This window comes from Enterobacter cloacae complex sp. IR53041 (genome assembly GCF_049238285.1).
GTDB lineage: Bacteria > Pseudomonadota > Gammaproteobacteria > Enterobacterales > Enterobacteriaceae > Enterobacter > Enterobacter roggenkampii.
The window spans coordinates 1-23,952 of record NZ_JBMKHB010000036.1; the positions used below are offsets into that span (position 1 = coordinate 1).

A 23,952-nucleotide genomic window follows, 5' to 3' on the forward strand; every position below is an offset into this window, starting at 1 on the left:
ACTACGACCGAAAAACCCAGAGTGTGGTGCGGATAGACTAAAAGTGTTACCTATGTTCCCGGTCTGATCTGTCACCTATGTATCCGGTCATACAGAAGCGCCACCGGGCTTATAAACGACGCCTATCTTGAAGTTTCATCCAGCGCAAACGTCGGCAGCTTCAGGTGCCAGCGTATCGCCGCTAAACGTATCGCCAGCGTCACGATCATCCCCAGCATCGCGGCGTTTTCCAGCGGAATGGCAAAGGTGTAATACGCGGTCGCGTGGACAATGCCGCCCGCAATACAGGCCGTTGCGTAAATTTCAGTACGCAGGATCATCGGCACCTCACGTGCCAGAATGTCGCGAATGATCCCGCCGCCCACGCCGGTTAATACGCCCATGCAGATCGCCACCATCGGACCGGTGCCCGCATTAAACGCCTTATTGACGCCAATACCGACAAACACGGCCAGACCGACGGCATCCAGTACCGGCAATATCCATTTTGGTAATCGACGGGGCTGGCGAACCAGCACAATGGTTAACAGACAGGTGACCATCGCGACCACCAGGTCGGTTGGATCTTTCACCCAAAACACCGGGCCATTGGCCAGCGCCATATCGCGGATTGTCCCGCCGCCCACGGCGGTCACCACGCCCAGCACCAGCACGCCAAACGGATCCATGCGAAGTTTTCCGGCGAGCAGGACGCCGGAGATAGCAAAAACGGCTGTGCCAAGAATATCCAGCCAATAAACGAGCATCGTTAAATCCTCGAAAAGGGTCTTATGTTAGTGACTCTCTGCCAGCGCGGCACAGAGCTGTTTTGCGGCGAGGATAATACGCGGGCTGGCGCGTTCAAACCAGTCGCTGTTGAGGGGTATTACCGGTATTTTTAGCTGCTTTTGCCAGAATTGCTCGATTTTGGGAATTTCGCTCGCATTTCCGACCACCACGATGGCCTGTGGCTGGCGCGCCAGAACCTGCTCACGGCTTACCTGAGGCCACGGTACCCGGCTGGCTGCAAAGATGTTTTCACCGCCACAGACTTCCAGTACCTGATTCTGAATCGACCCTTTACCGGTGGTGAACAGCGGCTGGCTGCCAAACTGCAGGAAGATGCGCTTTTTAACAGGGGTATCGTATCGGGATTTCAGCGCGGCATAGTCGCTGAGCATCTGTTTCGCTGCAGCCTCGGCTTTTTTGGGCGTAGGGCTATAGGGTGCCAGGGCCTGTAGCGCCTGAGCGACCTGCTCAATGCTGACGGCATCAATCCACATGATCTTGATGCCAAGGGAGGTAAGCTGGTTAACCTGCCGCTCGGCGTTTCCGCCGCGCCAGGCCAGCACGAGATCCGGTTTCAGCGCCACGATGCGCTCAAGGTTCATCCCTTGCCAGGTTGCCACCTGTTCAATGCCCGCAGCCTGTGGGGGATAATCCGAAAAGCTGCTCACGCCAACGGGCGTGATCCCGGCGGCAAACGCCAGTTCGGTATTGGCGGGAGAGAGGGTAATCACACGCGGCGCGGCAAAAAGCCACGCCGGTGCGAGCAGAAGCAGGGCGGCCAGCGCCCTGAAGGTATGTTTAGCCACGTGCCAGGTTCTGCACCAGGCGTTCCACCATCACGGTGGACTGTTTTGCCGCAACGGTCAGGAACTCGTCGAAGCTGATGTGGGACTGCTGATCTGCCACGTCAGAGATGGCGCGAACCACTACAAACGGTACGTTGAAATTATGGCAAACGTGCGCGATCGCGGTCGCTTCCATCTCAACGGCCACCGCCTGAGGGAAGTTATGACGGATTTTCGCCAGGCCAACGGAGCCGTTGATGAACGCATCACCGCTGACAATCAGACCGCGTACCGCGTTGAGGTGGAGCTCCGCAATGCAGGTCTCTGCCGCCGCAATCAGTTTGTCGTCCGCTTTAAACCCTGCCGGGCAGCCCGGAAGCTGGCCGTACTCGTAGCCGAACGCGGTGACGTCCGCATCGTGATAGCGCGCTTCGTCGGAAACAACGATGTCACCCACTTTCAGCGTCGGCGCCAGGCCGCCCGCAGAGCCGGTATTCACGATCACGTCCGGCTTGCAGCGCTCAAGCAGCAGGGTGGCGCCCAGTGCCGCAGCGACTTTACCGATGCCTGATTTCAGCAGAGCCACGTCAACACCGTTTAGCTGACCGGTATAGATCTCACAACCTCCCAGAGAGAAGGTCTGACGGTTCTCAATTTTGTCACGCAGAAGCGTAACTTCTTCTTCCATTGCACCAATAATGCCGATTTTCATAGATTTACTCGCGATGTGCCTTGTTAAGATGCATAGTCTATCATGCGGTTAAGGGGAAACGCATTCTCACGCGGGGGAGCACATGTCACCAATCGATTTTCGCACCAAAATTAACTGGCACCGACGTTTCCGTTCGCCGCAGGGCGACAAGAGCGAACATGAGATCCTGCGTATCTTCGAAAGCGATCGCGGGCGGATCATTAACTCGCCCGCCATCCGCCGTCTGCAGCAAAAGACCCAGGTCTTTCCGCTGGAGCGTAACGCCGCGGTGCGCACGCGCTTAACCCACTCCATGGAGGTGCAGCAGGTCGGGCGCTACATCGCCAAAGAGATTTTAAGCCGTCTCAAAGAGCAGCGCTTACTGGAAACCTATGGTCTGGATGAGCTGACGGGGCCTTTTGAGAGCATCGTTGAGATGGCCTGCCTGATGCATGACATCGGCAACCCGCCTTTCGGCCACTTTGGTGAGGCGGCTATCAATGACTGGTTTAAGCAACGGCTTTACCCTTCGGATGCGGTAAGCCAGCCGCTGAGCGACGACCGCTGCATCGTACGCGATTTACGCCTGCGTGAAGGTGAAGAGGGGCTGAACGATCTGCGCCGCAAGGTGCGCCAGGACCTCTGTCACTTTGAGGGTAACGCGCAGGGGATCCGGCTGGTGCATTCCCTGATGCGTATGAACCTGACCTGGGCGCAGGTCGGCTGCATTCTTAAATATACGCGCCCCGCGTGGTGGATGGGGGAGACGCCCGCGTCCCACAGTTATTTAATGAAAAAACCGGGCTATTACCTTTCCGAAGAGGCTTATATTGAACGGTTACGTAAAGAACTTTCATTGACGCCAAACGGCCGTTTTCCATTGACCTGGATTATGGAAGCCGCCGATGATATTTCCTATTGCGTGGCCGATCTGGAAGACGCCGTTGAGAAAAGAATTTTCAGCGTCGAGGAGCTTTATCAGCATCTTTATACGGCCTGGGGCACCCATGAAAAAGGCTCGCTGTTTGCGCAGGTTGTCGAAAATGCCTGGGAAAAATCGCGCTCAAATACATTAAGCCGCAGTACGGAAGACCAGTTCTTTATGTATTTGCGGGTCAATACATTAAATAAGCTGGTGCCGTACGCGGCGTCACGCTTTATTGATAATTTGCCGCTGATTTTCAGCGGGGAATTCAACCACGCCCTGCTGGAAGATGACAGCAGTTTCAGCCAGCTCCTCGAGCTTTATAAACATGTGGCGATGCGGCATGTATTCAGCCATCCGGATGTCGAACAGTTAGAGCTGCAGGGATATAGGGTGATCAGTGGGTTACTGGAAATTTATGCTCCGCTGCTCCAGCTGTCGGTCGACGAATTCAGCGAGCTGGTAGAACACGAGCGCGTGCGCCGTATTCCCATTGAATCACGACTTTATCAAAAACTTTCTACCCGACACCGTCTGGCGTATGTCGAAGCGATTGGCAAGCTGGATCGCCAGTCACCGCAGTGGCCAGTGATGGAATATTATTACCGCTGCCGTCTTATCCAGGACTATATCAGCGGCATGACGGATTTGTATGCCTGGGATGAATATCGCAAGCTGATGGCGGTGGAATAACCCGGAGTTTTGTAAAGACGGCCAATAAATTTTTACCTTTTCCATAAACTTATCGCCGGAACTAAGCGGTATAAAACGAATCTGAGTTACACAGCAATTTTGCGTTACCTGTAAATCGAGATTGAGAAACATGAAAAAAACCACATTAGCAATGAGTGCACTGGCTCTGAGTTTAGGTTTAGCGCTGTCTCCTCTGACTGCTACTGCAGCCGAGACCGCGTCGTCGGCAGCAACCGCGCAGCAGATGCCAAGCCTGGCACCGATGCTCGAAAAAGTGATGCCATCGGTGGTGAGTATTAACGTTGAGGGTAGCACGACCGTCAATACGCCGCGCATGCCGCGTAACTTCCAGCAGTTCTTCGGCGACAACTCGCCGTTCTGCCAGGACGGTTCGCCATTCCAGAGCTCTCCGTTCTGTCAGGGCGGTGGCGCAGGGGATGACAGCCAGGGCGGCGGCCAGCAACAGAAATTCATGGCGCTTGGCTCGGGGGTAATCATTGATGCAGCGAAAGGCTATGTCGTCACCAACAACCACGTTGTTGATAACGCGAGCAGCATTAAGGTTCAGCTGAGCGATGGCCGTAAGTTTGACGCCAAAGTGGTCGGCAAAGATCCGCGCTCCGACATCGCGCTGATCCAGATTCAGGATCCGAAAAACCTGACGGCGATTAAAATTGCCGACTCCGACGCGCTGCGCGTGGGTGACTATACCGTGGCGATCGGTAACCCGTTCGGTCTGGGTGAAACCGTGACCTCGGGTATCGTCTCTGCACTGGGCCGTAGCGGCCTCAATGCTGAAAACTATGAAAACTTCATCCAGACGGATGCAGCGATCAACCGCGGTAACTCCGGCGGTGCGCTGGTCAACCTGAACGGCGAGCTGATCGGTATCAACACCGCGATCCTGGCACCGGACGGCGGCAACATCGGGATCGGCTTTGCTATCCCAAGTAACATGGTGAAAAACCTGACCGCGCAGATGGTGCAGTATGGCCAGGTGAAACGCGGTGAGCTGGGTATCCTGGGTACGGAACTGAACTCCGAACTGGCTAAGGCAATGAAAGTTGACGCCCAGCGCGGGGCATTCGTCAGCCAGGTGATGCCGAACTCCTCTGCGGCGAAAGCGGGCATTAAAGCGGGGGATGTGATCACCTCCCTGAACGGTAAACCGATCAGCAGCTTTGCTGCCCTGCGTGCGGAAGTGGGTTCCATGCCGATTGGCAGTAAAGTCACCCTCGGCCTGCTGCGCGACGGCAAGGCGGTTAACGTCAGCCTGGAGCTGCAGCAGAGCAGCCAGAATCAGGTGGACTCCAGCACCATCTTCAGCGGTATTGAAGGTGCCGAGATGAGCAACAAAGGCGCAGATAAAGGCGTAGTGGTGAATAACGTGAAAGCGAATTCACCGGCAGCCCGTATTGGCCTGAAAAAAGGCGATGTGATCATGGGCGCTAACCAGCAGCCGGTGAAAAACATCGCGGAACTGCGCAAAATTCTCGACAGCAAGCCTTCCGTGCTGGCGCTCAATATCCAGCGTGGGGACACCTCTATTTACCTGCTGATGCAGTAATCCTCTGAAGCCCCTGTTCGCAGGGGCTTTTCTCGTTTCTGTGACCTTTCACACAAGTCCACACTTCTTCCTCTCTCTTTGTGCATCTGCACAATGCGGGCACCGCTGAACTTCCCTATGCTTGAGCTCTGCTCACGGGAGGGTTCTATGGCTGGCTGGCATCTTGATACCAAAATGGCGCAGGATATTGTGGCGCGCACCATGCGCATCATTGATACCAATATCAACGTAATGGATGCCCGCGGGCGCATTATTGGCAGTGGCGATCGCGAGCGTATTGGGGAATTGCACGAAGGCGCGCTGCTGGTGCTCTCCCAGGGGCGCGTGGTTGATATAGACGATGCGGTAGCGAAACACCTGCACGGCGTCCGTCAGGGCATCAATTTACCGCTGCGCCTTGAAGGCGAGATTGTGGGGGTCATCGGCCTCACCGGCGAGCCTGAGTCACTGCGAAAATACGGTGAGCTGGTCTGCATGACGGCGGAGATGATGCTGGAGCAGTCGCGGCTGATGCACCTGCTGGCTCAGGACAGCCGACTGCGCGAAGAGCTGGTGATGAACCTTATTCAGGCGGAAGAGCATACCCCTGCGCTGAGCGAGTGGGCGCAGCGTCTGGGGATCGATCTGAATCAGCCGCGCGTGGTGGCGGTCATTGAGGTCGACAGCGGCCAGCTGGGCGTAGACAGCGCGATGGCCGAGCTGCAGCAGCTGCAAAATGCACTGGCGACGCCGGAGCGCGATAACCTGGTGGCGATCGTTTCTCTGACGGAGATGGTGGTGCTCAAACCGGCGCTCAATGCGTTTGGCCGCTGGGATGCGGACGATCATCGCCGTCGCGTGGAGCAGTTAATTTCCCGTATGAAAGAGAATGGTCAGCTGCGTTTTCGCGTTGCGCTGGGCAACTATTTTACCGGTCCGGGCAGTATCGCCCGCTCCTGGCGAACCGCGCGCACCACCATGATGGTGGGTAAGCAGCGAATGCCGGAAAGCCGCAGCTATTTCTATCAGGACCTGATGCTGCCGGTGCTGCTCGACAGCCTGCGCGGTGGCTGGCAGGCCAATGAGCTGGCGCGGCCATTAGCGCGTCTGAAAGCCATGGATAACAACGGCCTGCTGCGCCGGACGCTGCAGGCGTGGTTCCGTCATAACGTGCAGCCGCTGGCGACGTCAAAAGCGCTGTTTATTCACCGCAATACCCTGGAGTATCGGTTAAACCGAATTTCAGAGCTGACGGGGTTAGATCTGGGAAATTTCGACGACAGGCTGCTGCTGTATGTGGCGCTGCAGTTGGATGAACAGAGATGATGCTGTTTGCCGGGTGGCGGCTTCGCCTTACCCGGCCTACATGCGTTCGTAGGCCCGGTAAGCGAAGCGCCACCGGGCAATAAAACGGCTTATTTGTTGCGGGTTAATTTCTCAAGATCCGCTTCAATCTCGCTGATCTTATTGGTAACAACGCTTTCAAGGTGACGCAGGTCGTCAAGGATCTTGCGCTTGAGATCGACTTCGGTGCGGTCGCGCTGGCAGATCTGATCGAGTTCATCGATCACATAGCGCAGGTTAGGGCTGATTTCCTGTACTTCTTTGTATCCCTGTCCTACACCGTCAGCAACAACGGTCTTACGCTGGCGTGGGTATTTAAACTTCACGCTTTTGGCGAAAAACTCTCCTTTGTCCTTGTGAAAATAGATTTTCAAAATATCGTTATTGGCTTCCTGGCGGAGGCTGTAACGATCAATTTCATCAGGATTGGTAATGCCCAGACTTTTCAGATTATCGTACATAGCGGTACCCTTGATCTCAACATAACCTTTGAATAATTAACGAAAAAATCTATTTTCGCCACCCTCAGATATAAAAAAAGCGGGGTTGCCCCCGCTTTTTGTTATACCCGATTAATCGATGGTGCGCAGCAATTCGTTGATGCCCACTTTACCGCGCGTTTTCGCATCCACTTTCTTCACGATAACCGCACAGTACAGGCTGTATTTGCCATCTTTTGACGGCAGGTTGCCGGAAACCACCACGGAGCCCGCCGGAACGCGACCGTAATGCACTTCACCGGTTTCACGGTCGTAAATACGGGTGCTCTGGCCGATGTAAACGCCCATGGAGATCACGGAACCTTCTTCCACGATCACGCCTTCCACCACTTCTGAACGCGCGCCGATGAAGCAGTTATCTTCGATGATGGTTGGGTTAGCCTGCAGTGGCTCCAGAACACCGCCGATGCCCACGCCGCCGGACAGGTGAACGTTTTTCCCGATCTGTGCGCAGGAACCAACCGTTGCCCACGTATCCACCATGGTGCCTTCATCAACGTAGGCACCGATGTTCACGTAGGATGGCATCAGCACGGTGTTGCGTGCGATGAAGGCACCCTGACGCACCGCCGCAGGCGGCACCACGCGGAAACCTTCTTTCTGGAAACGCGCTTCGTCGTAGTCAGCGAACTTCATTGGCACTTTATCGAAGTAGCGGCTTTCTGCTCCGTCGATAACCTGGTTATCGTTGATGCGGAAAGAGAGCAGCACGGCTTTCTTCAGCCATTGATGAGTGACCCACTGACCGTCGATTTTTTCTGCCACGCGCAGTGCGCCGGAATCCAGCAGGGAAATCACCTGGTTTACCGCTTCACGGGTCACGGTATCCACATTTGCCGGGGTAATCTCGGCGCGACGCTCAAAAGCGGACTCAATAACGTTCTGTAACTGCTGCATTGTTTACTCTTTCCATTTCACTAAAAAACATATCACCCTTTATCGTTTGGATTGAGGGCTGCTGTCAACCGTTGTTGCACTTCAAGCTGCAGGTCATTATTAAGGGCACGCCGGTCGGCGGTGGCGATTATAAATAAATCTTCTACTCGCTCGCCAATCGTTGTAATTCGGGCCCCATGAAGCGAAATTCCCAGATCGGCAAAAACCTGGCCGACGCGGGCGAGCAGCCCTGGCTGGTCGAGCGCGATCAGCTCCAGGAACGATTTACGATCGGTGTGGGTCGGCAGGAAATTGACCTCGGTATCCACGGTAAAGTGGCGCAATTTTGCCGGCTGGCGACGCGGCTGCGGGGGCTGCCAGCTGCGCTGGGTAATCGCCTGCTCCAGACCAAAACGTATCCCTTCATGCCTGTCCGACGACAGCGGGCTGCCGTCCGGCTCCAGCACGATAAAGGTGTCCATGGCCATACCGTCGCGGGTGGTGAAAATCTGCGCGTCATGCACGCTCAGGTTACGTCTGTCCAGCTCGGCGCAGACGGCAGCAAACAGATAAGGGCGGTCCGGGCTCCAGATGAAAATCTCCGTTCCGCCGCGCGTGGCCTGCGGGCTTAGCAGGATCATCGGCTGGGACAGATCGTGCTTGAGCAGATGCCGCGCGTGCCACGCCAGCTGGTTTGGGCTGTGGCGGACAAAATAGTTGGCGCGGCAGCGGGCCCAAATCTGATGTAGCGCCTCTTCATCAATGTTATCCATCCGCAGCAGCGCCAGCGCCTGAAGCTGGTGGTGACGCACGCGCTCGCGCATGTCCGGCGTGTTCTGCATCCCGCGACGCAGCTGTTTCTCCGTAGCGAAGTACAGCTCGCGCAGCAGGCTCTGCTTCCAGCTGTTCCACAGGGTCTCGTTGGTGGCGCAGATATCGGCGACCGTCAGGCAGACCAGATAGCGCAGGCGGTTTTCCGTCTGAACCTCTTCCGCGAACTGCTTAATGACTTCCGGATCCTGAATGTCCCGACGCTGGGCGGTGACCGACATCAGCAGGTGATGGCGCACCAGCCAGGCCACCAGCTGCGTTTCACGCGAGTTGAGGCCGTGCAGCTCGGCAAATTTCAGCACGTCCTGCGCGCCGAGCACCGAGTGATCGCCGCCGCGGCCTTTGGCGATGTCGTGGAACAGGGCGGCAATCAGGATCAGCTCCGGATGGGTCAGACGCGGCCACAGCTCGACGCACAGCGGGTGGCGGGAGCGCGTCTCTTCTTTCGCGAAGCTTTCCAGCTTGAGCATCACGCGGATCGTGTGTTCATCCACCGTGTAGGCGTGGAACAGATCGAACTGCATCTGCCCGACGATGTGAGACCACTGCGGCATATAGGCCCACAGCACGCTGTGACGGTGCATAGGCAGCAGACCGCGGCTGACGGCACCCGGGTGGCGGAGCATGCTCAGGAACAGCGAGCGTGCTTCCGGGATATAGCATAGCGGCTGCGTCAGATGGCGGCGCGCGTGGCGCAGATGGCGCAGGGTGGTGGAGTAGATCCCGGTGATGGTGCTGTTGCGCACCATGGTATAGAACATCCGCAGAATCGCTTCCGGCTCGCGGATGAACAGCGTTTCGTCGCCCAGATCGATAAGCGTGCCGCGCAGCTGGAATTCGTCATCAATCGGGCGCGGCTTTTCGTCGGCCGTCAGGGCCAGAATGGCCTCGTCGAACAGCTGCAACAGCATCTGGTTCAGCTCGGTGACCCGGCGGGTGACGCGGAAGAAATCCTTCATCATCTGCTCAACCGGCTCGTTACCTTCCCCCTGGTAATTCAGGCGCTGCGCCACGCTGAGCTGGCGGTCAAACAGCAGACGGTTATCGTAGCGGGTGACTTCCAGATGCAGGGCAAAGCGGATGCGCCAGAGCAGGTGCAGACACTCGTTAAGCTCGTTACGCTCCGCCTCGGTTAAAAAGCCGAAGCCAACCATCTCGTCCAGCGAGGTGGCGCCAAAATGGCGACGGGCGACCCACTGTAACGTGTGGATGTCGCGCAGGCCGCCGGGGCTGCTTTTAATATCGGGCTCAAGGTTATAGCTGGTGCCGTGGTAGCGCTGGTGGCGCTGGTTTTGCTCCTCGACCTTCGCGGCGAAGAACTTTTCTGACGGCCAGAAGCCATCGCTGAAGATGTGTTTTTGCAGCTCCAGGAACAGCGCGACGTCGCCAATCAGCAGGCGAGTTTCAATCAGGTTGGTGGCGACGGTCAGGTCCGATAGTCCCTCCAGCAGACACTCTTCCAGGGTACGCACGCTGTGGCCGACTTCCAGTTTTACGTCCCAGAGCAGGGTCAGCAGCTCGCCGATTTTTTGCGCCTGCTCGTCCGGCAGCTTTTTGCGGCTTAAGATCAGGAGATCGATATCGGAAAGCGGATGCAGCTCACCGCGGCCATAGCCCCCGACGGCAACCAGCGCAACATCGCTGATTTGCCCAAACCCGTAATCGATCCACAGGCGCTGCAGCAGCTGGTCGATAAATTCGGTGCGCGCCTCAATCAGCTGTTCTGCTGATATGCCCGCATCAAATGCGCTGCCCAGCCAGCGGTGAAAGACGTCCATGTGCGCCTTGATGCCGGGACAGGTCAGCTCGTGCTGCGGCCAGACGCCCGGGTTATCGGGCTGGTCGGGGAGGGTGGGAAGGGCTGTGTTAGCATACTGTTCGGGTAAAAGATTACTCATCGTGCGCCACCCATAAGAAAAAGCTATAGCCATTAAAAAAGCCGGCATTTGCCGGCTTTTTTATCATTCGTCGTGCGTCAGTATCGCCGGGATGGTGTCATCCTTGCGCAACGTCATAATTTCGCAGCCGTTGTCAGTTACCACAATAGTATGCTCGTACTGCGCAGACAAGCTTCTGTCTTTGGTTTTCACCGTCCAGCCGTCTTTCATGGTACGGATGCGGTAGTCACCCGCGTTGACCATTGGCTCAATGGTAAAGGTCATACCTTTTTGCAGCACCACGCCGCCGTCATCAGCATCATAGTGCAGCACCTGCGGCTCTTCGTGGAAGACGCGACCGATGCCGTGACCGCAGTACTCGCGCACCACGGAGAACCCTTCCGCTTCCACAAACTTCTGGATTGCCGCACCGATGGTGCGCAGGCGAATACCCGGCTTCACCATTTTCAGCGCCAGGTAGAGGCTGTCCTGGGTAACTTTGCACAGACGCTCGCCAAGAATGGTTGGCTTGCCAACGATGAACATTTTTGAGGTGTCACCGTGGTACTCGTCTTTAATGACGGTCACGTCGATGTTAACGATGTCGCCGTCTTTCAGCAGTTTTTCATCGTCCGGAATACCGTGACACACCACTTCATTAATAGAGATGCAGACGGATTTCGGGAAACCGTGGTAGCCGAGGCAGGCGGAAACCGCGTGCTGCTCGTTCACGATATAGTCGTTACAGATGCGGTCCAGTTCACCGGTGCTGACGCCCGGCTTCACGAACGGCTCGATCATTTCCAGCACTTCCGCGGCCAGCCGACCGGCGATGCGCATCTTTTCAATTTCTTCAAGTGTCTTAATAGAGATAGCCATGTAATCTGTCCATCGGTGTCGATTTTTTCGACAATACTAGTCTAAGTGTCGTCAATGGTATCAGTCAGGCACGCTTCGTGCCAAATTGAGAATCATTAACAGCACACTCCGCCAACAACTGTTGGTTTCTGGTCGTGTTTTGTGGTATAAAGCGCGCCGGACTTCCGATCCATCTCAGATACACAGGCTGGACGGGAGCGACAAATCTCACTTTGTGTAACAACACACACGTATCGGCACATATTCCGGGGTGCCCTTCGGGGTCGGTAATATGGGATACGTGGAGGCATAACCCCAACTTTCAATATAGAGGTTTTAAACATGGCAACTGTTTCCATGCGCGACATGCTCAAGGCTGGTGTTCACTTTGGTCACCAGACCCGTTACTGGAACCCGAAAATGAAGCCTTTCATCTTCGGCGCACGTAACAAAGTTCACATCATCAACCTTGAGAAAACTGTACCAATGTTCAACGAAGCCCTGGCTGAGCTGAACAAGATCGCTTCCCGTAAAGGTAAGATTCTGTTCGTTGGTACTAAGCGCGCTGCAAGCGAAGCTGTGAAAGATGCTGCTAACAGCTGCGACCAGTTCTTCGTGAACCATCGCTGGTTGGGCGGCATGCTGACCAACTGGAAAACTGTTCGTCAGTCCATCAAGCGCCTGAAAGATCTGGAAACCCAGTCTCAGGACGGTACTTTCGACAAGCTGACTAAGAAAGAAGCGCTGATGCGCACTCGTGAACTGGACAAGCTGGAAAACAGCCTGGGCGGTATCAAAGATATGGGCGGCCTGCCAGACGCGCTGTTCGTAATCGATGCAGACCACGAGCACATCGCAATCAAAGAAGCTAACAACCTGGGTATCCCGGTATTCGCTATCGTTGATACCAACTCCGATCCGGACGGTGTTGACTTCGTTATCCCGGGTAACGACGACGCAATCCGTGCTGTTAGCCTGTACCTGAGCGCTGTAGCTGCTACCGTTCGTGAAGGCCGTTCCCAGGATCTGGCTTCTCAGGCGGAAGAAAGCTTCGTAGAAGCTGAATAATAAGGTTTTACCCCTTATTAGTACCGTGTATGAATAGGGGCCCATTACCGGCCCCTTTTTTCAATTTACACTGTTTGGCCCCCGGCCGGGCAGTTCACATCTCCCGAGGATTTAAGAATGGCTGAAATTACCGCATCCCTGGTAAAAGAGCTGCGCGAGCGTACTGGCGCAGGCATGATGGATTGCAAAAAAGCGCTGACTGAAGCGAACGGCGACATCGAGCTGGCAATCGAAAACATGCGTAAATCCGGTGCGATCAAAGCAGCTAAAAAAGCAGGCAACGTTGCTGCTGACGGCGTGATCATCACTAAAATCGACGGCACCTACGGCATCATTCTGGAAGTTAACTGCCAGACTGACTTCGTTGCTAAAGATGGTGGTTTCCAGGCATTTGCTAACAAAGTTCTGGACGCAGCTGTTGCTGGCAAAATCACTGACGTTGAAGTTCTGAAAGCACAGTTCGAAGAAGAACGTGTTGCGCTGGTTGCTAAAATCGGTGAGAACATCAACATCCGTCGCGTTGCTTCTCTGGAAGGCGACGTTCTGGGCTCTTACCAGCACGGTGCACGTATCGGTGTTCTGGTTGCGGCTAAAGGCGCTGACGAAGAGCTGGTTAAACAGCTGGCTATGCACATCGCTGCAAGCAAGCCAGAATTCGTTAAGCCAGAAGACGTGTCTGCTGAAGTCGTAGAAAAAGAGTACCAGGTTCAGCTGGACATCGCGATGCAGTCTGGTAAACCAAAAGAAATCGCAGAGAAAATGGTTGAAGGCCGCATGAAGAAATTCACCGGCGAAGTTTCTCTGACTGGCCAGCCATTCGTTATGGATCCAAGCAAGTCTGTTGCTCAGCTGCTGAAAGAGCACAACGCTGACGTAACTGGCTTCATCCGCTTCGAAGTGGGCGAAGGCATCGAGAAAGTTGAGACTGACTTCGCAGCAGAAGTTGCTGCAATGTCCAAGCAGTCTTAATGATTGAAAAGGAGCCGCCTGAGGGCGGCTTCTTTTTGTCACCCGTCACAGGAAATCAGACAGGCTCCAGTATCGCTGTACTGATTTGCGGCATATCATGTCGCCAGAATTAACCCCCATCTTAATCGTTGACAGTCTCAGGAAAGAAACATGGCTACCAATGCAAAACCCGTGTACAAACGCATTCTGCTTAAGCTGAGTGGCGAAGCGCTGCAGGGATCGGAAGGCTTCGGTATTGACGCAAGCATCCTTGATCGCATGGCACAGGAAATCAAAGAACTGGTCGAACTGGGTATCCAGGTTGGCGTGGTCATTGGCGGTGGCAACCTTTTCCGTGGTGCTGGTCTGGCGAAAGCGGGGATGAACCGCGTTGTGGGCGACCACATGGGTATGCTGGCAACCGTCATGAATGGCCTGGCGATGCGTGATGCGCTCCATCGCGCCTATGTTAACGCTCGCCTGATGTCCGCAATCCCCCTGAATGGCGTATGCGATAATTACAGCTGGGCAGAAGCCATCAGCCTGCTGCGCAATAACCGCGTGGTGATCCTCTCCGCCGGTACGGGTAACCCGTTCTTTACAACCGATTCCGCTGCCTGCCTGCGCGGTATCGAGATCGAAGCTGATGTGGTGCTAAAAGCGACTAAAGTCGATGGCGTGTTTACTGCCGACCCGGCAAAAGATCCTTCTGCGACCATGTACGATCAGCTGAGCTATAGCGAAGTGCTGGATAAAGAGCTGAAAGTGATGGATCTTGCCGCCTTTACGCTGGCTCGCGACCACAAACTGCCGATCCGCGTCTTCAACATGAACAAGCCAGGCGCATTGCGTCGCGTGGTCATGGGCGAAAAAGAAGGCACTTTGATCACGGAATAATTTCCGTTGACGATAAATACAGGTAAGATTCCGCTTTATTTTGTAGTGGTATCTTACCCGGGCGCGCCTTTGGCGTTGTCATGAATTAAACGCGACTATACTTAGCACACCTGTAGCGCTGTGCTGGCGGATAGTCTGCCTGAGACAAGTTTTCAAGGATTCGTAACGTGATTAACGACATCAGAAAAGATGCTGAAGTACGCATGGAAAAATGCGTAGAAGCGTTCAAAACCCAAATCAGCAAAATCCGTACTGGCCGTGCTTCCCCAAGCCTGCTGGATGGCATCATCGTAGAGTACTACGGTACGCCAACCCCTCTGCGTCAGCTGGCAAGCGTGACGGTAGAAGATACCCGTACGCTGAAAATCAACGTATTCGATCGTTCTATGGGCCCGGCAGTTGAGAAAGCGATCATGGCGTCTGACCTCGGTCTGAACCCAAGCTCTGCGGGTGCTGACATCCGCGTTCCGCTGCCACCGCTGACCGAAGAGCGTCGTAAAGACCTGATCAAAGTGGTGCGTGGCGAAGCTGAGCAGGGTCGTGTCTCCGTACGTAACGTCCGTCGCGACGCGAACGATAAAGTCAAAGCGCTGCTGAAAGAAAAAGAGATCAGTGAAGATGACGATCGTCGTTCCCAGGACGACATTCAGAAAATGACTGACGCTGCGATCAAGAAAATTGATGCGGCGCTGGCAGATAAAGAAGCGGAACTGATGCAGTTCTGATTTTTGTCGTACACTGATAAACGCCGTTCAGAGAGACTTTGGGTCTTGCTGGCGGCGTTTTGCTTTTATCTGGTCTAACTTTTCGGGCATCCCATGAAGCATTTAACACTCCTCGGCTCAACCGGCTCTATCGGTTGCAGTACTCTCGACGTTGTTCGCCATAATCCTGAGCTTTACACCGTGACAGCGCTGGTGGCCGGTAAGAATGTGCAGCGAATGGTTGAGCAGTGCCTGGAGTTTACGCCTCGCTATGTGGTGATGGATGACGAAGAGAGCGCGCGCCTGCTGAAAGCACAGCTGCTTGAGAAGGGTAGCCGAACCGAGGTGCTGAGTGGCCAACAGGCCGCCTGCGAAATGGCGTCGCTGGATGAGGTGGATCAGGTGATGGCGGCCATCGTCGGGGCGGCAGGATTATTGCCGACGCTTGCCGCAATTGATGCCGGTAAGGACGTTCTGCTGGCCAATAAAGAGTCCCTGGTCACCTGCGGACGCCTGTTCATGGAGGCGGTGAAGCAGCATGGGGCGCGTCTTTTGCCGGTCGATAGCGAGCACAACGCGATTTTTCAGAGTTTACCGCAACCTTTTCAACAGAACCTGGGGTACGCTGACCTGGAGCAGAATGGCGTCGTGTCGATTCTGCTTACCGGGTCTGGTGGCCCGTTCCGTGAAACGCCACTGTCTGAACTGCGTGCGATGACGCCGGATCAGGCGTGCCGTCATCCGAACTGGTCGATGGGGCGTAAAATCTCCGTTGACTCTGCCACCATGATGAACAAAGGTCTGGAATACATTGAAGCGCGCTGGCTGTTTAATGCGTCAGCGAAACAGATGGAAGTTCTGATTCACCCGCAATCGGTGATTCATTCGATGGTGCGTTATCAGGATGGCAGCGTGCTGGCGCAGTTGGGCGAACCTGATATGCGTACGCCGATTGCCCATTCCATGGCGTGGCCGAATCGAGTGAAGTCCGGCGTGAAGCCGCTTGATTTCTGCAAGCTAAGTTCCCTGACGTTCAGTGAACCAGACTATGACCGTTACCCTTGTCTGAAGCTTGCAATGACGGCCTTTGACCAGGGGCAGGCGGCGACAACGGCACTGAATGCAGCCAATGAAATTACCGTTGAAGCATTTCTGAATCAGCAAATTCGTTTTACCGATATTGCGGCGTTAAATTTATCGGTACTGGAGATGATGGATTTGCGCGAACCACAGAGCGTGGAAGAGGTGCTGGCGGTGGATGCAGCTGCGCGTAATATTGCGCGCCAACAGGTGACACGTCTCGCAAGCTGGTGATAAAGCAACCACTAGTCGTCGTGCTATTTGTTAGCGTTGGGCTTCAGTGATATAGTCTGCGCCACCTGATCGCAGGTATTTGACTTTATGTGGTCAGGTGAGCCGTGGTTTGACACGGCTTTTTTATGTATCGGCTTCAGTATTCCTGAGTACCGTTAAATCCTTTTCAGGGACAAAAAACGCGTTATGTTGTCTGCGAATCAACCAATAAGCGAAAACTTGCCAGCTCATGGCTGCCGTCATGTAGCAATCATTATGGATGGCAATGGCCGCTGGGCGAAAAGACAAGGGAAGATACGAGCCTTTGGGCATAAAGCTGGGGCGAAATCCGTTCGCCGCGCCGTTTCTTTTGCCGCCAATAACGGCATTGATGCGTTAACGCTCTATGCTTTTAGCAGTGAAAACTGGAATCGACCACTGCAGGAAGTGACTGCGTTGATGGAACTGTTCGTGTGGGCGCTAGACAGCGAAGTAAAAAGCCTGCACCGCCACAACGTCCGCCTGCGTATCATTGGCGATACCAGTCGTTTTAACTCACGTTTGCAGGAACGGATTCGTAAAGCAGAAGCGCTGACGGAAAACAACACCGGTCTGACGCTGAATATTGCGGCGAATTACGGCGGACGCTGGGATATTATCCAGGGCGTTCGGCATCTCGCCGAACAGGTTCAGGAAGGGCTGTTGAGACCTGACCAAATTGATGAAGAGGCGCTGAGCAAGCAAATCTGCATGAATGAACTGGCACCTGTGGATTTGGTAATTAGGACAGGGGGGGAGCATCGCATAAGTAACTTTTTGATATGGCAAATTGCCTATGCCGAACTTTACTTTACAGATGTTCTTTGGCCCGATTTTGATGAACAAGACTTTGAAGGTGCGCTGCATGCCTTTGCCAATCGAGAGCGTCGTTTCGGCGGCACCGAGCCTGGTGGCGACAACGCCTGATGGGGGTAGCTTTTGCTGAAGTATCGCCTGATTTCCGCTTTTGTATTAATACCCATTGTCATTGCGGCGCTGTTTTTACTGCCCCCGGTGGGATTCGCTATTGTTACGCTGGTGGTGTGCATGCTCGCCGCGTGGGAATGGGGACAGTTTAGCGGCTTTACCTCGCGTACGCAGCGAGTATGGCTTGCGGTACTTTGTGGCTTTATTCTGGCCGTAATGCTGTTCACGTTGCCTGAATATCATCATGATATTCATCAGCCTCTGGTGGCTGGTTCCTTGTGGATATCGTTGGCCTGGTGGGTTGCCGCGCTGTTGCTGGTGCTGTTTTATCCCGGCTCCGCGGCGTTGTGGCGTCATTCAAAAGTGCTGCGACTGATTTTTGGTTTGCTCACCATTATTCCTTTTTTCTGGGGTATGGTTGCGCTGCGCGCCTGGCACTACGACGAAAACCACTACAGCGGTGCGATCTGGCTGCTTTATGTGATGATTCTCGTCTGGGGGGCTGACTCCGGGGCCTATATGTTTGGTAAACTGTTTGGCAAACATAAGCTGGCACCGAAGGTTTCTCCGGGCAAAACCTGGCAAGGATTTATCGGCGGTTTGTTTACGGCCGCGATCATCTCCTGGGGCTACGGCGTCTGGGCGAATCTTGAAGTGGCACCATCAATACTGCTGGTGTGCTCGATTTTTGCTGCGCTTGCCTCCGTGCTCGGTGATTTAACCGAAAGTATGTTCAAGCGTGAAGCAGGGATTAAGGACAGTGGACACCTGATTCCAGGGCATGGCGGTATACTGGATCGCATTGATAGCCTGACAGCGGCTGTTCCAGTGTTTGCATGTTTGCTTTTACTGGTATTCGGGACGATTTAACGGAAGGTTTTATGCTGAGCATTCTCTGGAATCTGGCGGCGTTCATAGTTGCACTGGGTGTACTGATTACCGTGCATGAATTTGGCCATTTCTGGGTTGCTCGCCGCTGTGGCGTGCGCGTAGAGCGATTTTCCATCGGTTTTGGTAAATCACTCTGGACGCGCACCGACCGCCACGGTACGCAATTTGTCATCGCCCTTATCCCGCTGGGTGGCTACGTCAAAATGCTCGACGAACGCGTCGAGCCTGTCGCGCCTGAACTGCGACACAGCGCATTCAACAATAAAACCGTTGGACAACGCGCCGCCATCATCGCTGCCGGACCGGTAGCCAACTTCATCTTTGCAATTTTCGCTTACTGGCTGGTGTTTATCATCGGCGTCCCTGGCGTGCGTCCGGTAGTAGGTGACATTGCCCCCAACTCCATCGCGGCGAGTGCGCAAATTACATCCGGGATGGAACTTAAAGCGATTGATGGCATCGAAACCCCTGATTGGGATGCCGTGCGACTGCAGCTGGTTGCTAAAATTGGCGATCCGCAGACCACCATCAGCGTATCGCCATTTGGGTCAGACGCCCGTCAGGACAAAGTGCTCGATTTACGTCAATGGCGTTTCGAGCCAGACAAAGAGGATCCCGTCGCTGCGCTGGGCATTCGTCCGCGCGGCGCGCAGATCGAGCCGGTATTAGCCGAAGTACAGGCAAACTCGGCGGCGAGCAAAGCGGGTTTGCAAGCAGGCGACAGGATCGTTAAAGTCGATGGTCAACCATTAACAGAGTGGATGACCTTTGTTACTCTGGTGCGCGATAATCCGGGTACGTCTCTCGCGCTGGAAGTTGAAAGGCAGGGCAGTCCGCTTTCGCTGACGCTGATCCCGGATACGAAGTCGGTCGGCAAGAAGGCAGAAGGGTTTGCAGGCGTTGTGCCAAAAGTGATCCCGCTGCCAGATGAGTACAAGACAATACGCCAGTATGGGCCGTTCAGCGCCATCCTTGAAGCCACGGATAAAACATGGCAACTGATGAAGCTGACGGTCAACATGTTGGGGAAATTGATAACCGGTGATGTGAAACTGAACAACCTCAGTGGGCCAATTTCGATTGCCCAGGGGGCTGGGATGTCAGCGGAATTCGGGGTGATTTACTATCTCATGTTCCTCGCGCTCATTAGCGTGAACCTTGGGATAATCAACCTGTTCCCGCTTCCCGTTTTAGACGGGGGTCATCTGCTGTTTTTAGCGATTGAAAAGCTAAAAGGCGGGCCGGTATCCGAGCGAGTTCAAGACTTTAGTTATCGCATTGGCTCGATTTTGCTGGTGCTGTTAATGGGGCTTGCACTTTTCAATGATTTCTCTCGGTTGTAAGAGAGTTAGTTAGGAAGAACGCATAATAACGATGGCGATGAAAAAGTTGCTCATAGCGTCGCTGCTGTTTAGCAGCGCCACCGTATACGGTGCTGACGGGTTCGTAGTGAAAGACATTCATTTCGAAGGCCTTCAGCGTGTCGCCGTTGGTGCGGCCCTCCTCAGTATGCCTGTGCGCCCCGGCGATACGGTTAATGATGATGATATCAGTAATACCATCCGTGCTCTGTTTGCCACCGGCAACTTCGAGGATGTCCGCGTCCTGCGTGATGGTGATACCCTGCTGGTACAGGTAAAAGAACGTCCAACGATCGCCAGTATCACTTTCTCCGGTAACAAGTCGGTGAAAGATGACATGCTCAAGCAAAACCTTGAAGCATCCGGTGTTCGTGTGGGTGAGTCTCTGGACCGCACAACCCTTTCAGACATTGAAAAAGGTCTGGAAGATTTCTACTACAGCGTCGGTAAATACAGCGCCAGCGTGAAAGCGGTTGTGACTCCGCTGCCGCGTAACCGTGTTGACCTGAAGCTGGTCTTCCAGGAAGGTGTCTCTGCGAAGATCCAGCAGATCAACATTGTGGGTAACCACGCGTTCAGCACCGACGAACTGATCTCCACCTTCCAGCTGCGCGATGAAGTGCCGTGGTGGAACGTGGTGGGCGATCGCAAATACCAGAAACAGAAACTGGCGGGCGACCTTGAAACCCTGCGCAGCTACTATCTGGATCGTGGTTACGCGCGTTTCAACATCGACTCGACGCAGGTGAGCCTGACGCCGGACAAGAAAGGCATCTACATTACGATCAACATCACGGAAGGCGATCAGTACAAGCTTTCGGGTGTTGAGGTGAGTGGTAACCTGGCGGGGCATTCTGCTGAAATCGAATCGCTGACCAAAATTCAGCCCGGCGATCTCTATAGCGGATCCAAAGTCACCAAAATGGAAGACAGCATTAAGAAGCTGCTCGGCCGCTATGGTTATGCCTATCCGCGCGTACAGACTCAGCCGGAAATCAATGACGCGGATAAAACCGTTAAGCTGCACGTGAATGTTGACGCGGGTAACCGTTTCTACGTGCGTAAGATCCGCTTCGTCGGTAACGACACCTCCAAAGACTCCGTTCTGCGTCGCGAAATGCGTCAGATGGAAGGCGCATGGTTAGGTAGCGATCTCGTTGATCAGGGTAAAGAGCGTCTGAACCGTCTGGGCTATTTTGAAACGGTTGATACTGATACCCAGCGCGTACCGGGTAGCCCGGATCAGGTTGATGTCGTTTATAAAGTGAAAGAGCGTAACACCGGTAGCTTTAACTTCGGTGTGGGCTACGGTACTGAAAGCGGCGTCAGCTTCCAGGTTGGCGTGCAGCAGGATAACTGGCTGGGTACGGGTTACTCTGTCGGAATTAACGGTACCAAAAACGACTACCAGACCTACTCTGAGTTCTCTGTAACGAACCCATACTTCACCGTTGACGGTGTGAGCCTGGGCGGTCGTATCTTCTACAACGACTTTAAAGCCGACGATGCGGATCTGTCCTCCTACACCAACAAGAGTTACGGTGTGGACGGAACGCTTGGCTTCCCGATTAACGAATACAACACCCTGCGAGCGGGCTTAGGTTACGTGCATAACGACCTGTCCAATATGCAACCGCAGGTGGCCATGTGGCGTTACCTGGACTCTATTGGCCAGTCGGCGAGCAAAAACAGCGATAACAACGGTTTCGCTGCAGATGACTTCACCTTCAACTACGGCTGGACCTATAACCGTCTCGACCGTGGTTACTTCCCAACGGAAGGTTCTCGCGTCAACCTGAACGGTAAAGTTACCGTCCCGGGTTCCGATAACGAGTTCTATAAGGTGACGCTCGATACTGCGTCCTACTTCCCGATCGATGACGATCACAAGTGGGTGGTTCTGGGTCGTACCCGTTGGGGTTATGGTGATGGTTTAGGCGGCAAAGAGATGCCGTTCTATGAGAACTTCTATGCCGGTGGTTCAAGCACCGTGCGTGGCTTCCAGTCTAACAACATTGGTCCGAAAGCGGTTTACTACGGCGGAAACGACAAAGACAACTGCGAAAGCCGAGATCCAAAAGATGTATGTAGCTCTGATGATGCTGTAGGCGGTAACGCCATGGCCGTGGCGAGCCTGGAGTTCATCACGCCAACGCCGTTTATTAGTGATAAATATGCGAACTCCGTCCGTACATCCTTCTTCTGGGATGCGGGTACGGTGTGGGATACCAACTGGGAGAACACTGCCCAGATGCGTGCGGCGGGGGTTCCGGACTACAGCGATCCGAGCAATATTCGCATGTCTGCCGGTATCGCATTACAATGGATGTCACCGCTGGGGCCGTTGGTCTTCTCTTACGCCCAGCCGTTTAAGAAATATGATGGAGACAAAGCGGAGCAATTCCAGTTTAACATTGGTAAAACCTGGTAATAATCCGCTGCAAAGGAATGCGTTGGCAGTGTAGCGCTGACAACTGGCGATCGGTAATACGGTCGCCTTGCCACGCAAAGAACGGTACCTTCTGGTGCCAATGGGATGGTAAGGAGTTAATTGTGAAAAAGTGGTTATTAGCTGCAGGTCTCGGTTTAGCGATGGCAACTTCTGCTCAGGCAGCAGACAAAATTGCAATCGTCAACATGGGTAATTTGTTCCAGCAGGTTGCACAGAAAACAGGTGTTTCTGCGACTCTGGAAAACGAATTCAAAGGCCGTGCAAGCGAACTGCAGGGTATGGAAAACGATCTTCAGTCCAAAATGCAGCGTCTGCAGCGTGATGGTTCTACCATGAAGGCAAGCGACCGCAGCAAGCTGGAAAAAGACGTAATGGCTCAGCGCCAGGCGTTCTCCCAGAAAGCGCAGGCTTTCGAGCAGGATCGTCAGCGTCGTTCTAACGAAGAACGCGGCAAGCTGGTGACTCGCATTCAGACCGCTGTTAAAGCAGTGGCTGCCGATCAGAGCATCGATCTGGTTGTTGATGCGAACGCCGTCGCTTTCAACAGCAAAGATGTTAAAGACATCACTGCTGACGTTCTGAAACAGGTTAAATAAGTAATGCCTTCAATTCGACTGGCTGATTTAGCTCAGCAGTTGGATGCAGAATTACACGGTGATGGCGATATCGTCATCACCGCTGTTGCGTCCATGCAATCTGCTAAAGCTGGCACGATTACCTTCATGGTAAGCCCTAAGTACCGTGAGCAACTGGCTCAATGCCAGGCGTCAGCTGTTGTTCTGACGCAGGACGATCTTCCATTTGCCACTGTAAGCGCGCTGGTAGTGAAAAACCCCTACCTGACGTATGCCCGCATGGCTCAAATTCTTGATACCACGCCGCAACCGGCCCAGAACATTGCTGCCAGCGCAGCGATTGATGAGACGGCCAGGCTGGGTAACAACGTCGCCGTTGGTGCGAATGCGGTTATCGAATCCGGCGTCGAGCTGGGCGATAACGTCGTCATTGGCCCGGGCTGCTTCGTTGGGAAAAATACGAAAATCGGCGCCGGGACCCGTTTATGGGCGAATGTGTCCGTATACCATGACGTTGAAATTGGCGAAAACTGCCTCGTCCAGTCCAGCACCGTGATTGGTTCTGATGGCTTTGGTTACGCTAACGATCGCGGTAACTGGGTTAAGATCCCGCAGCTTGGTCGCGTTATTATTGGCGATCGCGTGGAGATCGGCGCCTGTACCACCATTGACCGTGGCGCGCTTGACGACACGATCATTGGCAATGGTGTTATCATCGATAACCAGTGCCAGATTGCGCATAACGTTGTGATTGGCGACAATACCGCGGTTGCGGGTGGCGTCATCATGGCGGGCAGCCTGAAAATTGGCCGTTATTGCATGATTGGCGGTGCGAGCGTGATTAATGGCCATATGGAAATCTGCGACAAGGTGACCGTGACGGGAATGGGCATGGTAATGCGTCCTATCACTGAACCTGGCGTCTATTCCTCCGGCATTCCGCTCCAGCCCAACAAGGTATGGCGTAAAACAGCAGCTCTGGTGATGAACATTGATGATATGAGCAAGCGCCTCAAGTCCCTTGAGCGCAAGATCGATCAACAAGACTAAGCGTCATCCGTTTAACGCTATTTTTCCCGGCCTGTCGGCTTTCTAATAAACCG

Annotated in this window: 21 protein-coding genes; 14 read left to right on the top strand and 7 right to left on the bottom strand. The window is 54.3% G+C overall.

All coding sequences use genetic code 11. The annotated features are described in order from the left end of the window. Positions 1–122: 122 nt before the first annotated feature. Genes ACOTXF_RS20135 through mtnN form a run of 3 tightly spaced genes read right to left on the bottom strand, consistent with a single transcriptional unit; the run spans position 123 to position 2,265 of the window. Positions 123–746 (bottom strand): TRIC cation channel family protein, encoded by a 624-nt coding sequence (locus ACOTXF_RS20135; protein WP_008501922.1) that lies wholly within the window; start codon positions 744–746, stop codon positions 123–125. A gap of 27 nt (positions 747–773) precedes the next feature. Then, positions 774–1,574: a vitamin B12 ABC transporter substrate-binding protein BtuF gene (btuF, locus tag ACOTXF_RS20140; RefSeq protein WP_045415360.1), complete on the bottom strand. Its 801-nt coding sequence runs from the start codon at positions 1,572–1,574 to the stop codon at positions 774–776. Continuing rightward, entirely contained in the window at positions 1,567–2,265 is a 699-nt protein-coding gene (mtnN, locus tag ACOTXF_RS20145) for a 5'-methylthioadenosine/S-adenosylhomocysteine nucleosidase (protein WP_048961823.1), read from the bottom strand. Before mtnN ends, btuF begins: the two co-directional genes overlap by 8 nt. A gap of 82 nt (positions 2,266–2,347) precedes the next feature. Here mtnN and dgt point away from each other — a divergent pair, with 82 nt between their 5' ends. The 3 genes from dgt (at position 2,348) to cdaR (ending at position 6,734) form a co-directional block, all read left to right on the top strand. Next, positions 2,348–3,862 carry a dGTPase gene (dgt, locus tag ACOTXF_RS20150; RefSeq protein ID WP_008501919.1) on the top strand — a complete coding sequence of 505 codons (1,515 nt, stop codon included), beginning with the start codon at positions 2,348–2,350 and terminating at the stop codon, positions 3,860–3,862. Positions 3,863–3,992: 130 nt separating this feature from the next. Next, positions 3,993–5,429, top strand: a complete 1,437-nt coding sequence (degP, locus tag ACOTXF_RS20155) for a serine endoprotease DegP (protein ID WP_008501918.1) — start codon at positions 3,993–3,995, stop codon at positions 5,427–5,429. A 147-nt stretch (positions 5,430–5,576) separates the two neighbouring features. After that, positions 5,577–6,734 (top strand): DNA-binding transcriptional regulator CdaR, encoded by a 1,158-nt coding sequence (gene cdaR / locus ACOTXF_RS20160; protein WP_008501917.1) that lies wholly within the window; start codon positions 5,577–5,579, stop codon positions 6,732–6,734. 89 nt (positions 6,735–6,823) lie between these two features. Here the strand turns inward: cdaR and ACOTXF_RS20165 are convergent, their stop codons facing one another. The 4 genes from ACOTXF_RS20165 to map form a co-directional block, all read right to left on the bottom strand. Then, positions 6,824–7,213 carry a DUF3461 family protein gene (locus tag ACOTXF_RS20165; RefSeq protein ID WP_008501916.1) on the bottom strand — a complete coding sequence of 130 codons (390 nt, stop codon included), beginning with the start codon at positions 7,211–7,213 and terminating at the stop codon, positions 6,824–6,826. A gap of 111 nt (positions 7,214–7,324) precedes the next feature. Next, positions 7,325–8,149 carry a 2,3,4,5-tetrahydropyridine-2,6-dicarboxylate N-succinyltransferase gene (gene dapD / locus ACOTXF_RS20170; protein WP_008501915.1) on the bottom strand — a complete coding sequence of 275 codons (825 nt, stop codon included), beginning with the start codon at positions 8,147–8,149 and terminating at the stop codon, positions 7,325–7,327. Positions 8,150–8,181: 32 nt separating this feature from the next. After that, positions 8,182–10,857 carry a bifunctional uridylyltransferase/uridylyl-removing protein GlnD gene (gene glnD / locus ACOTXF_RS20175; protein ID WP_232927248.1) on the bottom strand — a complete coding sequence of 892 codons (2,676 nt, stop codon included), beginning with the start codon at positions 10,855–10,857 and terminating at the stop codon, positions 8,182–8,184. A 63-nt stretch (positions 10,858–10,920) separates the two neighbouring features. Further along, positions 10,921–11,715, bottom strand: a complete 795-nt coding sequence (gene map / locus ACOTXF_RS20180; protein WP_232927247.1) for a type I methionyl aminopeptidase — start codon at positions 11,713–11,715, stop codon at positions 10,921–10,923. A gap of 321 nt (positions 11,716–12,036) precedes the next feature. On the opposite strand from map, the gene rpsB reads away from it, so the two are divergent. From rpsB to lpxD, 11 genes are all read left to right on the top strand, one after another. Then, complete coding sequence (gene rpsB / locus ACOTXF_RS20185) at positions 12,037–12,762, top strand: 30S ribosomal protein S2 (protein WP_013095653.1); 726 nt, start codon at positions 12,037–12,039, stop codon at positions 12,760–12,762. Positions 12,763–12,879: 117 nt separating this feature from the next. Then, a complete protein-coding gene (gene tsf / locus ACOTXF_RS20190) occupies positions 12,880–13,731 on the top strand; it encodes a translation elongation factor Ts (RefSeq protein ID WP_014830708.1) in 852 nt (283 codons plus the stop codon). Between the two features lie 150 nt (positions 13,732–13,881). Further along, a complete protein-coding gene (pyrH, locus tag ACOTXF_RS20195; protein ID WP_008501910.1) occupies positions 13,882–14,607 on the top strand; it encodes a UMP kinase in 726 nt (241 codons plus the stop codon). 167 nt (positions 14,608–14,774) lie between these two features. Continuing rightward, positions 14,775–15,332, top strand: a complete 558-nt coding sequence (gene frr, locus ACOTXF_RS20200; protein WP_008501909.1) for a ribosome recycling factor — start codon at positions 14,775–14,777, stop codon at positions 15,330–15,332. A 93-nt stretch (positions 15,333–15,425) separates the two neighbouring features. Beyond that, positions 15,426–16,625 (top strand): 1-deoxy-D-xylulose-5-phosphate reductoisomerase, encoded by a 1,200-nt coding sequence (gene ispC, locus ACOTXF_RS20205; protein ID WP_048961825.1) that lies wholly within the window; start codon positions 15,426–15,428, stop codon positions 16,623–16,625. A 186-nt stretch (positions 16,626–16,811) separates the two neighbouring features. Continuing rightward, on the top strand, positions 16,812–17,570 hold the full coding sequence (gene ispU / locus ACOTXF_RS20210; protein WP_021240487.1) for a (2E,6E)-farnesyl-diphosphate-specific ditrans,polycis-undecaprenyl-diphosphate synthase: 759 nt from the start codon (positions 16,812–16,814) through the stop codon (positions 17,568–17,570). A 12-nt stretch (positions 17,571–17,582) separates the two neighbouring features. After that, positions 17,583–18,440 carry a phosphatidate cytidylyltransferase gene (cdsA, locus tag ACOTXF_RS20215; RefSeq protein WP_008501906.1) on the top strand — a complete coding sequence of 286 codons (858 nt, stop codon included), beginning with the start codon at positions 17,583–17,585 and terminating at the stop codon, positions 18,438–18,440. Between the two features lie 11 nt (positions 18,441–18,451). Then, a complete protein-coding gene (gene rseP / locus ACOTXF_RS20220) occupies positions 18,452–19,804 on the top strand; it encodes a sigma E protease regulator RseP (protein ID WP_008501905.1) in 1,353 nt (450 codons plus the stop codon). A gap of 31 nt (positions 19,805–19,835) precedes the next feature. Beyond that, complete coding sequence (gene bamA / locus ACOTXF_RS20225; protein WP_047746674.1) at positions 19,836–22,253, top strand: outer membrane protein assembly factor BamA; 2,418 nt, start codon at positions 19,836–19,838, stop codon at positions 22,251–22,253. A gap of 122 nt (positions 22,254–22,375) precedes the next feature. Beyond that, positions 22,376–22,870, top strand: a complete 495-nt coding sequence (gene skp / locus ACOTXF_RS20230; RefSeq protein ID WP_008501902.1) for a molecular chaperone Skp — start codon at positions 22,376–22,378, stop codon at positions 22,868–22,870. Positions 22,871–22,873: 3 nt separating this feature from the next. Beyond that, complete coding sequence (lpxD, locus tag ACOTXF_RS20235) at positions 22,874–23,899, top strand: UDP-3-O-(3-hydroxymyristoyl)glucosamine N-acyltransferase (protein WP_008501901.1); 1,026 nt, start codon at positions 22,874–22,876, stop codon at positions 23,897–23,899. The last annotated feature ends 53 nt before the right edge of the window (positions 23,900–23,952 follow it).